7 protein-coding genes are annotated in these 11,994 nt (G+C 46.7%); 2 read left to right on the plus strand and 5 right to left on the minus strand.

What is annotated here, in order from left to right:
• Positions 1–868: 868 nt before the first annotated feature.
• Together RT064_RS10510 and RT064_RS10515 are read left to right on the plus strand one after the other, a co-directional pair.
• Positions 869–2,248, plus strand: a complete 1,380-nt coding sequence (locus RT064_RS10510) for a diaminobutyrate--2-oxoglutarate transaminase (protein ID WP_313063262.1) — start codon at positions 869–871, stop codon at positions 2,246–2,248.
• A 235-nt stretch (positions 2,249–2,483) separates the two neighbouring features.
• Complete coding sequence (locus tag RT064_RS10515; RefSeq protein WP_313063263.1) at positions 2,484–4,043, plus strand: pyridoxal phosphate-dependent decarboxylase family protein; 1,560 nt, start codon at positions 2,484–2,486, stop codon at positions 4,041–4,043.
• A gap of 50 nt (positions 4,044–4,093) precedes the next feature.
• Here RT064_RS10515 and RT064_RS10520 read toward each other — a convergent pair whose 3' ends face one another.
• The 5 genes from RT064_RS10520 to RT064_RS10540 form a co-directional block, all read right to left on the minus strand.
• The gene (locus tag RT064_RS10520) at positions 4,094–5,539 is read right to left on the minus strand and encodes an L-serine ammonia-lyase (protein ID WP_313063265.1); all 1,446 of its coding nucleotides are present in this window, start codon (positions 5,537–5,539) and stop codon (positions 4,094–4,096) included.
• Positions 5,540–5,744: 205 nt separating this feature from the next.
• On the minus strand, positions 5,745–6,932 hold the full coding sequence (locus RT064_RS10525) for an ABC transporter permease (RefSeq protein ID WP_313063267.1): 1,188 nt from the start codon (positions 6,930–6,932) through the stop codon (positions 5,745–5,747).
• Complete coding sequence (locus RT064_RS10530) at positions 6,932–8,386, minus strand: ABC transporter permease (protein WP_313063270.1); 1,455 nt, start codon at positions 8,384–8,386, stop codon at positions 6,932–6,934. The genes RT064_RS10525 and RT064_RS10530 overlap by 1 nt, the downstream gene beginning before the upstream one ends.
• An 8-nt stretch (positions 8,387–8,394) precedes the next feature.
• The gene (locus RT064_RS10535) at positions 8,395–9,606 is read right to left on the minus strand and encodes an HlyD family secretion protein (protein ID WP_313063272.1); all 1,212 of its coding nucleotides are present in this window, start codon (positions 9,604–9,606) and stop codon (positions 8,395–8,397) included.
• A gap of 46 nt (positions 9,607–9,652) precedes the next feature.
• Positions 9,653–11,650, minus strand: coding sequence for a TolC family protein (locus RT064_RS10540; protein WP_313063274.1), 1,998 nt, complete (start codon positions 11,648–11,650; stop codon positions 9,653–9,655).
• Positions 11,651–11,994: the final 344 nt, after the last annotated feature.

Below are 11,994 nucleotides of genomic sequence, written 5' to 3' on the forward strand. Positions count from 1 at the left end.
TTGATAGTAAGTGTTAAGGATTGTGGCATAAAGTTGCTTCTCGTCTAGTTGTTATAGGTTTATTTTAAGTGTGTTATCTAGGATTGACGCCTGTTATCAAACTTATTTCTAAAAATTCTCTACGCCTTGCCTACGCAAGGATGATGCTAACATTAGAAGGGTTTGTTATTTTTGCGTATGCTGCGATCCCGTTTTTTTGGCAATTTTTTTGGCAGTTTCTTTTGCTAATTTTTTTACTAGTTTTTGCCAGTCTATTTTGCTAGGTAATTGATTATATTTTTTTAATCAGCTTTTGTATGTTTATTCGTGTAAAGCTCTCAATACTAAGCAGTATTTAGCTTTTATAAAATTTTGATGGTGTAAGCTTGGATATTATTAGGTGTGCTGACACTTGGCTATTTTGTACCAAATAATTCATTAACATGGTATTAACTAGGTAATTTTTTTATCATTATCGTGACTGAAATTGTGACTGCAGAGTTTTATATACCGTATAGACTATCAACGATTGTCAAACTTTCCCCACTGCTTCGTAGTTTTGTGCCGCTCATTACTCACCTTGCTCACCGCTTGCCGTAATTTTTTGCCTTTGCCATCGCAAAACACACCCTGTGTTATCAATTTGAAAGATTGAGCCGATTTTTTGCAAAAAAGACTGTATTTTTCACAAAAAAAGGGTATTATGCCCCCATAAATTTTGAGCGTTATATTGTTAGGTCTTAGGTGCAGTGTTATGGCATTTTGGGGTTTTGCGGTATAACGTTTTTGTTTTGGTGTCAGTCATCCTGACTGATATGTTATTCACAAATACGAGAAAGATAGCCAAAAAACTAACCTTTTCGCCCGTTATCTGAGATGGTAATCCGATATGAGCCAAGCGCATTTACACGTAGCAACCCCTGTACACCCTATTTCTCATGCCACTAACGAATATTACTTAACTCGTCAAAGCACGATGGAATCTAATGTTCGTAGTTATCCCCGCAAACTACCGCTAGCTATAGCTAAAGCCCAAGGTATTTGGGTCACTGATGTTGAAGGCAATGATTACCTTGATTGCCTAGCTGGTGCTGGTACATTAGCCTTGGGTCACAATCACCCAGCCGTCAAACAAGCCTTATACGATGTGTTAGAAAGTGGTCTGCCACTGCATACCCTAGATATCACCACCCCTGTCAAAGATGCATTTACCGAATCCTTGCTGTCTTTTTTTCCAAAAGATTTTGTATTGCAATTTTGCGGTCCGACCGGTGCTGACGGTACAGAAGCGGCGATTAAATTAGCAAAAACTTATACAGGGCGTGACAACGTTATCGCATTTAGCGGTGGTTATCACGGTATGACCCATGGCGCGCTTGCCATGACCGGCAATTTGTCTGCCAAAGAGAAAGTGGGCAATTTGATGCCAGGGGTACAGTTTATGCCCTATCCGCATGAATACCGCTGCCCACTTGGTCTAGGGGGTGAAGCGGGTGTTGATGCGCTGACTTACTACTTTGAAAACTTTATCGAAGATGTTGAAAGCGGCGTGGTCAAACCTGCAGCGGTCATCCTAGAAGCGATTCAAGGGGAAGGCGGTGTCGTGCCTGCGCCCAAAAAATGGCTACAAAAAATCCGTGAAGTGACCGCTAAGCATGATATCGTATTGATTTTGGATGAAGTGCAAGCTGGGTTTGCGCGCTCAGGCAAAATGTTTGCCTTTGAACATGCCGACATCGTGCCTGACGTGGTGGTGATGAGTAAAGCGGTCGGGGGTGGTTTGCCCCTATGCGTACTTGCCATCAACAAAAAATTCGACGCATGGGCGCCAGCCGGTCACACCGGTACTTTCCGTGGCAATCAGCTAGCGATGGCGGCATCGATTCAAGTATTAGATGAAATCCGCAGCAAAAACTTGGCAGAAAATGCGCGCATCCGTGGTGAATTCTTGCGCGATGAACTCAAAAAAATCGCTCAAGAATTTCCTTGTATCGGTAACGTGCGCGGTCGCGGCTTGATGACCGGTATTGAGATTGTCGATGAGCGTAAACCTGCTGACCGTATCGGCTCGTATCCTGCTGATATTGACATGGCGAATGCGATTCAAAGAGCGTGTTTTGACAACAAGTTATTGTTGGAAAAAGGCGGTCGTGGCGGTACAGTAATTCGCTTGCTTTGCCCGATTAACATCACGCAAGAAGAATGTGAGGCGGTGCTTGAACGCTTTAAAAAGGCAGTCAAAGAAGCCGTGCAAAAAGTACGTGGGTAATTGATTATTGCCTATCAAGACGGTAAAGTTACTGACGTGGCTTTGCCGTTTTTTGTGTCATTTTAATCAGCCCGTTTTGGATAAAATAGACAAAATAATATCGCCAAAACCGAACGGCTAATCCGTGAGATTAACCCTACTCACGCCCATAGTCGCCGTCATCTATGCTATAAAATCCATGCTATAAACGTGAGTGCGTCAAATAATTGACCGTAAAAATTTAAAAGGAACCATGATGTCAAACTTATCACAGCACCGCCAAGCGTTATTTTGTAATGACAGCCAATCCATTGCCGATTACCAAAAAAATATGAACACCGCCGTGCAAGCCGTCACCGATTGGCTCAAAAACGACAAAATGTACACCGGCGGTAGTATCAAGCAGCTGCGTTCTGCCATTAGCTTTCAACCTTCTAAAGAAGGCTTAGGCTTGGAAGCCGCATTAAAACGTTCAGTCGAATTATTCCTTAATAAAAGCCTAAAAGTGCATCACCCCCATTCGCTCGCTCACTTGCACTGCCCAACGATGGTCACAAGCCAAATCGCCGAAGTGCTGATTAATGCCACCAACCAATCGATGGACTCTTGGGATCAAAGCCCAGCAGGGTCACTGATGGAAGTGCAACTGATTGATTGGCTACGTCAAAAAGTCGGTTTTGGTAGCGGACAAGCCGGCGTATTCACCTCAGGTGGCACCCAATCCAACTTGATGGGCGTATTACTCGCCCGTGATTGGTGTATCGCCAACAACTATAAAAATGACGATGGGTCTGAATGGTCAGTACAGCGTGACGGTATCCCAGCCGATGCCATGAAAAAAGTCAAAGTCATCTGCTCAGAAAACGCGCATTTTAGCGTGCAAAAAAACATGGCAATGATGGGCATGGGTTTTCAATCGGTGGTCACTGTGCCAGTCAATGACCAAGCGCAGATGGATGTTGACGCACTTGAACACACCATGGCACAATTGCAAGCCGAAGGCAAAATCATCGCCTGTGTGGTCGCTACCGCAGGCACCACGGACGCGGGCGCGATTGACCCAATCCCTGCGATTCGTAAGCTCACCCATGAGTACGGTGCATGGCTGCATATTGATGCCGCTTGGGGCGGTGCGCTGATTTTATCGAATAACTACCGCGATAAACTTGCAGGCATTGAGCAAGCCGACTCTATCACCCTCGACTTCCACAAACACTACTTCCAAAGCATCTCTTGCGGGGCATTTTTACTCAAAGATGAAGCCAACTATCGCTTCATGCATTATGAAGCTGAGTATTTAAACTCTGCGTATGATGAAGAACATGGCGTACCCAACCTAGTTTCTAAGTCGCTACAAACCACGCGCCGTTTTGATGCGCTAAAATTATGGCTCACAGTGGAAGCCTTGGGCGAAGAATTATACGGCTCGATGATTGACCATGGCGTTGATTTGACCCGCGAAGTCGCTGATTACATCAAAGCCACTGATGGGCTTGAATTATTGGTAGAGCCACAGTTTGCCTCGGTGCTATTTCGCGTGGTACCCAAAGACTACCCGGCTGAGTTGCTTGATAGCTTAAATCAAAATGTCGCCGATGAGCTATTTGCCAAAGGTGAAGCCAACATCGGCGTGACGCGCGTCAGTTACCAAAAGCAAGGGGATGCCAATCAAGATGTGCAATCGCTTAAAATGACCACATTAAGCCCCATCGCCACGCTTGACAATGTCAAAGCCTTATTGGCGCAAGTGTTGGCACAAGCTGATGACATCAAAGACGGTATTATCACAGGGGATTATCAGCCTGCGATTGATTGATAGTTATAAAAAAACCGATTCCTTGGCGAATCGGTTTTTTTACTGTAGCACTAACACTGACTGTAATTGACCGTCACATCCAGCGTCGGAATCAAATTTGACGGGGCGGCAAAATCCTCATCTAGGACATTGATAGCAAGCCCGCCCATTGCGGTTTCTTTATATTTTGACATCATATCTCTGCCTGTCTCTTTCATGGTTTTGATGGCTTTATCAAGTGATACCACATGCTGTCCATTGCCTTTAAGCGCAAGCCTTGAGGCATTAATCGCTTTTACTGCCGCCATGGCATTGCGTTCGATACAAGGCACTTGCACCAACCCCGCAATCGGGTCACACGTCATACCAAGGTGATGTTCGATGCCAATTTCGGCAGCATTGGCACATTGCGCAGGACTACCGCCAAGCACATAGGTTAACCCTGCCGCCGCCATCGCACACGCCGATCCGACTTCCCCTTGACAGCCCACTTCTGCGCCTGAGATACTGGCGTTTTCTTTGATAATAATACCAATCGCCGCGGCGGTTAGCAGAAAATCATGCAAACCTTGCAACGTATAACTTGGGCAAAAATCTCGATAATAATGCATAACCGCAGGTATCACGCCTGCCGCACCATTGGTGGGGGCAGTCACCACACGTCCGCCACTGGCGTTCTCTTCATTAACTGCCAACGCATACAGATTGACCCAATCCATCACCGCAAGGGCATCATTAAATGCTTTTCGGCTATCGGCAGCGGATAACTGCTGATAAATCGCCTTGGCGCGGCGCTGTACTTGTAAGCCCCCCGGTAAAATACCATCGTGGCGACAACCATCATTGACACAGTCTTGCATGACTTGCCAAATGTCATTAAGTCCACCCAGCAGCTCATCTTCACCCAAGTTAGCCAGTTCATTGGCTCGAACTACTTGGGCGATTGACAGTTGATGGTGTTGGCAAATTTGTAATAATTCTTTGGCGTTGTTAAAGGGATGAGGTACTGGTTTTTTGACGCTTTCAATCACCGGTTCTTTTGCTTGGGCTTCTTGCTCAGTCTGCACAAACCCGCCGCCGATTGAATAATACGTATTTTGGTAAACAATTTCATTGTCTGTAAAAGCAGTGATAGTCAGGGCATTGGGATGATGGGGCAGCGATACCCTACCATTTAGGATTAAATCCTTGTCAGCAACAAAATTAATCTCATGCTGCTGATTGAGATACAGCGTGTTTTGCGCTTGGATATCGGCAATTTTTTGTGAAATAGCGGCGACATCCGTCGTCTGTGGTTGCTCTCCCATCAAACCTAGCATCACCGCTATATCACTACCATGCCCTTTACCGGTCGCACCGAGCGAACCAAATAACTCAACTTGCACCCTGTCCACCTGCGTCAGCAGCTGCTGCCGTGATAATGCGCTAACGAACAGGTTCGCCGCTTTCATCGGTCCGACGGTATGCGAACTTGAAGGTCCAATCCCAATTTTAAATAAATCAAAAATACTGATCACTGATAAATCCTATATGCCAATCAGTTGAAAAATTCAATTATGTTGTATTCATTGTGCTAGATAATCACGGATTGACCATCTGTGTCAATGTGCTATCGAAAAGTTTATCAAATGATAGATGATGGATACTTGCTACACGCATCGCAAATTTGGCAAATAACCACCTGTGTAACCGCATGAGGAAGAAAATAACTGTTGACAAGGATTAATCTGCTAACGATTCACTTTCTTTACTCGCTAATAAAAGTAGCAGCAATAAACAAACCAAGAAAATCATTATGAGCGCCATAAGATACACGTTGACATACGCCAGTGGCACGCCCATTTGGTTCAGCATCACAGATGCATTCATCCCAGAGGTGCTAGGTAATACCCAGCGCAAATACTGCAGGGGCTCAGGTAGCATTTGATACGGCCACGAAATCCCTGAGACAAACAGCATCGGCATTGAACTTGCGACCAAGATTTGCATCGCCCGTTCTCGCGCCCCAAACCACACCCCAAGTAGACAGCCCAGTGCCGTTACCGCGGGGAAAAACAGGGCAAGCAGTACCAGTGAGCCCGTCAGATTTTGGTTACGGATATAGTCATTGTTGGAAAATACCCAGCCATAATAAAAACAGCCAAGCACAAAACCAAAACACGCTAAGCCCAATATTCGCGCAAGCCACGTTTTCATCGAAGCGCGGTGCATGTCTTGCTCTGCCCAAGTGCCCACTAGCATTGCTGTGCCCATCAAAAACATCTGCTGCAGAATCAATATCGCAACCGCAGGGACAATATAGCTACCATAGCCTTCGGTACGGTTGTATAACGGATTAATCGTCAGCGCAACCGGGGAAATATTGTTTTTGGCAACGGTGATATCTTGCCCGATGGCAATATTTTTTTGTACTTTCGCCCCTGCGGACACGGTGCCAATGACTTCTAAAAACCCCGTTTGTACTTGTTTGTTGAGCAAAAAATAGTTACCGTTGGCAAGGATACTCACCTTGGCAGGTTGTCCTGTGGTCACTTTTTGATACAGCCCTGAGGGTATCACCATGTAGCCTGCAATTTTGCCTTGCCACATCAGCTGCTTGGCACTGTTTTCATCGTTTACAATGGTGCTTTGGATGCGCGGATTGGCTTGGGCGTAGCTGATAATGGTCTGCGATAAACTTGAATGATCATAATCCACCACTGCCACAGGGACATGACGCACCACCTCTTTTGAATACGGCCACGGGTAAAAAAAGCCATAAATAACCGGGGCAATCAGTAGCATACTGAGCACCCCTTTGTCTTGAAACACACTGCGCCATACATGCAAAACTTGCAGCAAAAAACCGCGCTCCCAAATGTTTGCAGATTTGCTTATGTCGACTTTGCCGGGCGTTGTCTGGGTGGGCATCAGCGTTGCCCCCATTTTTCAGGCTTCAGCAAGGCCTTTTTGGTCAACAAGGCGGCTAACAACAGGGTAATCATGACGGCAATAAAAAATCCGATAAAGCTGCTATAGGCAAACGATGGCGGTGCGCCCATTTGTAATTGGGCGGTTTGCAAGTTGAGATAATGGGTTAATGGCAGGGCATTTGCCCAACGCTGTGCGGCAGGACTCATCGCCAAAAATGGAAACGTCACCCCTGAAAAAGCAAATGACGGCGCGGAGATAAATCCGGTAAATGACAAGCCTTGACGATACGAAAACGTGCCTACTGTGACAATCACCCCAAGCCAGAATGACACCATCATAAACATTAAGAATATCAGATAAGTAATCGCCACGGACGCCAAACGAATGGGGAAAATTTGCATCACCAAGGTCAATGCCACCGCTGCCCAAAGCGTATAGGCAAACATCGCCCAAATTAGTTTGCCATTGAGCCCTGCGATAATCAGCGATAGTTTGGGTTTTTCGTGCCCCAGTGTCACAGGATGGCTGGGGTTAGAGAGGCGGTTAAAGGGGCGGTTAAAGGCATAGTTACTGGCATGGTTACTGGCAAATTTGGGGGATTTTAGCGACTGATACCATTCACCTAGCGTCTTGTCGACCAGCTCTCGCCCCACGGTTGACGCCCCAATCACCATCGACAAAATATGTAATAAGGCTGGTACCACCGTGACTGCCAAAAATTGCTGATAATTATTGGCAGTATTAAACAGTGCCACACTTTGCGATTGTATCGGTGCATAACTGGTTTTGGTCAAGGTGACATCTTCGCCAATGGCGACTCGCCGCTGCATTTCTGCCCCTGCCGAAAAGGTACTGACCGCTGTCTGTACCGCTTTTTGTATCATACCTGAATGCGTGCCATACTGGGCATTGACATTGAGTAGCAAGCGCGAGGTTTTGCCCGCCAGTAGATTGGTTGAAAAATTCTCTGGGATTTCAACCACCGCCATGACATCGGTAGTCTCGATGGCTTGCTGGGCGGCAGCGGCACTGTGAAGGCTTTTGACCACCGCAACCTCAGGCGTCGCATCAATATAACGGATAATCGTCGCAGATTGCGCGGAGTGGTCATTGTCTATGACCGCAATCGGAATCCCGACTGCCATGCCTTTGCTAAAAATCCACCAAACCAAAAATATCAGCACAATGGGCATCCAAAACATCAAGGAAAAATCCCAGCGATTTTGCACCAAAAAATCCCACTCACGGCGCGCACTGTACCAAAACGCCGCAAAGAATTGCACAAAGCCTGAGCGCTTATCAAACTGCGTATACGCATGACGCTCATGGTCATTGTCACTAGCCCTAGCACTGTCACTGACACTGTCACTGGCATTTGGCACAGCGGACGATGTCGGTGACGCTTTAGAGGGCTTGTTTGATGTCAGTCTTGATGTCAGTTTTGATATCATGGTTGACTTCATTGTGTTTGGGTTGGCTGCTGGCTTGCCGGTATATCAACCAATACGGTCATGCCCTGTCTTAGACGTGTATCTGACTGGCTCGGGCGCGCACGAATCTCAAAGGTACGCATATCAAAGCCGTCTTTGCTATTGGTGGGGCGCCACGTGGCAAAATCTGATAGCACGGAACTTGCGTACACTTTAAACACTTGGCGGTAAGGCTGATTATTGACCGATAACGCAGGAACAGTACCGCTAAATTCACTACCGACCGCAAAATGGTTTAGGTTATTTTCGGTAACGTTAAGCACGACCCATTGGTCTTTGGGGTCGACAATGGTCATCAGTGGTACGCCCTGCCCAACCACTTGACCTGGTTTGACAATCACGTTGTCCACGATACCCGCAATCGGGCTTTTAAGATTGGCTTCTTCTTTGGCAACCATCGCTTCTTTAAGCTTGCCTTCTACTTGGCTGACTTGCGCTTGGGCGGCGGTTTTATCTTCACTGCGCGCGCCTGTTTTGGCTAACTCATATTGGGCTTTGGCGATTTTGGCTTTATCAACACTGGCGACATAGTTGGTATAGGCTTCGTCACGTTTTTGCCGCGACATCAAGCCTTCTGCTGCGAGTCGGTTGATACGCTCATAGGTGACTTTGGCAAGGTCAGCCGCGGATTGGGCAGCATCGTACTGGTATTTTGCCATTTCAATCTCTTGCGGTCTTGCGCCATTGTTGGCTTTGTCCAGTTGACTTTGGGCTAACTCTTTGCCTGCTTGTGCTTCTTCGACCTTGGCATTGATTTCTGGGCTATCCATATCAATCAGGCGTGTGCCAACGCTAATTTCATCGCCTTCTTTGACATAAATATTGGCAATACGACCGGCAACTTTGGCAGCGACAGGCGTTTGCTCTACTTCCATATGCCCTTGGATGGTAACAGGCTCGCTGCGCGTTTCGCGCTTATCTTTGATTAGCCCCCACGCGACCAGTCCAATCAGCCCAAGGATAATCAAGGCTATAATGATGGTGCGAATTTTACTGGGTTTTTTGGTAGGCGGCACGTAACGGCTATCCGTCGCAGCGGCTGACAGGCTGTCCTCTGCGTGCGGCTCATCGGCAGCTTGGGCGTTCATCGCTGCATTAGCATTATCCGCAGCGCTGTCCAAAGTGTTGCCTTTAGCGTTGTCCATCGCATTGTCTGGTGTTGGGTTTTGTGGATCAGCCATACGGTAAGCCTACTGGTGAAATAAAGACACGGGTTAAAATAATTGATTAGTTCTTACGATGTTCAAAATAAATCGCGGGTAGCTTGACGTCCGCTGCCTGCATATAACGGTTAAACTCTAGCGGCGTACCGCAGCTTTGCATCAAGTCTGCCATTGCCTGCACATAATCATTTGCCGCTTTGGCCTGCTCGGTTTTGGCTTTTTCCAAATTGGCTTCAGCTTGCATCACTTCTACGGCCGTGTTGACGCCTTCTTTAAAGCCTAGCTGACGAAAGCGTAGCATCTCACTGGCGAGCTCAATATTGGTATTTAAGGCAATAAAATTATCGCGTGCATTGTTGACTGTTTGCCAATTTTTTTCTACCAATAACATAATATTATCATTGACATCCACTTGGCTAAACTCGGCTTGGTGCAGCTTGGCAAGGCTTGATTGGGTGCTGGTTCGGCGATCTACCCCACCCCACAATTTCCAGTTGGCAGACACCCCAGCAATCCAATTTGGGTCAGCGTCGATTTCAGAGCGACCAAAGACGGTGACATTGGGTTTGTAGGCGGATTCACTAAATTCATGTAGCGCTTTGGCTTGGTTGTATTTGGCGGCGACCTTATCAAAACCTGGGTGATGCATTTTAGCCTGCTGCTGAAAATAACTCAGTGGCGGCAACGGCTTGGTGGATACAAATAAAGGCGATGTCGGTTTGATAAAATATGGCGTGCGCAGTAACCGCTGTAATGCGGTCATGGCAAGTTCAGCATCGTTCAGCGCCTTGCTATTTTCGTATTCGGCATCGGCTAAGGCTTTTTTGGCTTCCAAACGCTCGACTTTTGAAATCAGCCCCACGTCCAGTGCGCGCTGAGCGGCATGGTCGGTGGCACGAATCGCATTGAGCGCATCGGCGCGTAGATAAGCTGCCATGATGGCAAGCTGGGTTTGAAAATAGCGTTTGGTAAGCGTGGTGTATTGTTCATCCAGTGACAAGTCAGCATCGGCACGGCTTTCATCAGTCATACCATTGAGCAAACTGGTCACTGCTTCGGTTTTGTGTCCGTTATAGGCAGACCATAGCACGGTGACATTTGCGCCTGTTCTATTTTTATCGACATTGACAGGGATGCTATTGGGAATCGGGTCGGTGATTAAGCCACCGATATCGACAGGGGCGCTAGGCAGTGGCAAGGTGATGGGTAAATTGCCAATATTGTTATTGACTGCGTTGTCAATGGCATTGGCTAGGTTGTTTTTAATGCCCGTGGTATCTATATTGTCATCCACATGTACATGCGTGGCACTGGCACCCAGATACACAATCGGTTTGTTTAAGCCTTTGGTCGACTCAGCTCGCAGCTCATTACTCACGATTGCCGCATTGTCTGCCGCGACTTTGGGTGATACTTTGACTAGGTACTGCTGCGCTTGTGCCAGTGTCAAATTACTGGGCACATCTAGGCCATAACTTGGCGGATAAGGCACCCCATTATTGATAGTAGGATCGTAGCTGAGCCCAGCTGCTTTGCCCCCTTTGACTTCATTGGCGCGGGTCGCGGTTTTTTTCGATGGCGTGTCTGCTGATGGTACGTCCATGACCGGGCTAGCATTGAGCACAGGCTCAGGATTGGGCGGGGTATTGATTACCGGCGTAAACTCTGCGGTGTCGCCACTGGTACTGGGCTGCAATCTGCTAGTGGGCTTTATAGTTGCCGCTGCTGGTGTGTTTTTAGCCAATGTTTTAACAGAATTTTTAGCCGATGTTTTAGCTGATGTTTTAACAGGCGGCTTGTTAACATTTTTAGTGGGGGTACTGGTGGTTTTGGTGGTTTTTGTTGTGGTCGTGGTTGTGGTTTTTGTTGTAGTTTTTGTCGAGGTGGTTTTGGTAGTGCTAGGTTTGGTAACCTTGGTCGCAGCAGTCGCAGCCAAAGATAAGGACAAATTCAACGAAACCATTGCCATCGTAAACGCAGACAGGGTAAGCACGCGTGATAGAGGCTGCAGAGGATGGCTTACTGGGTAAGTCGATGGCTTGATGGATTGATGTAATTTCATACGACTCGCTAATAACTTGCCTATGGCTTTGCCGCAACATAACAACCCCGCAAGCCGTCAATTACCCTAGTAATTGATGCGGTCGCTGTTACGATGCCCGTATTACCAAAAAACTGTCTTATTAAAAACTGTCTTATTAAAAACTGTCTTATTAAAAACTGTCTTATTAAATAATGCCTAATTAAATAATAATGAAATACCAAAGTGAGCACTAACTGTCAGTTTGAATATTAACTAAAGTATGAGATTGTAAAAAGAAAAAAATGACCCGTCAATCTACACTTGTCATATTAGGTTGTGTTGAACATTCAAAGCTTCAGCCAATGATAAGCAAAGGCTAGAGC

It is taken from the genome of Moraxella sp. CTOTU49097, assembly GCF_032064105.1.
GTDB classification, from domain to species: Bacteria; Pseudomonadota; Gammaproteobacteria; order Pseudomonadales; family Moraxellaceae; genus Faucicola; species Faucicola osloensis_B.

Bases quoted from the DNA above. Each gene is read 5' to 3' on its own strand.
- RT064_RS10515 (WP_313063263.1), top strand. From the start codon at position 2,484: ATGTCAAACTTATCACAGCACCGCCAAGCGTTATTTTGTAATGACAGC.
- RT064_RS10535 (WP_313063272.1), bottom strand. From the start codon at position 9,606: ATGGCTGATCCACAAAACCCAACACCAGACAATGCGATGGACAACGCT.
- RT064_RS10510 (WP_313063262.1), top strand. From the start codon at position 869: ATGAGCCAAGCGCATTTACACGTAGCAACCCCTGTACACCCTATTTCT.
- RT064_RS10530 (WP_313063270.1), bottom strand. From the start codon at position 8,386: ATGATATCAAAACTGACATCAAGACTGACATCAAACAAGCCCTCTAAA.
- RT064_RS10525 (WP_313063267.1), bottom strand. From the start codon at position 6,932: ATGCCCACCCAGACAACGCCCGGCAAAGTCGACATAAGCAAATCTGCA.
- RT064_RS10540 (WP_313063274.1), bottom strand. From the start codon at position 11,650: ATGAAATTACATCAATCCATCAAGCCATCGACTTACCCAGTAAGCCAT.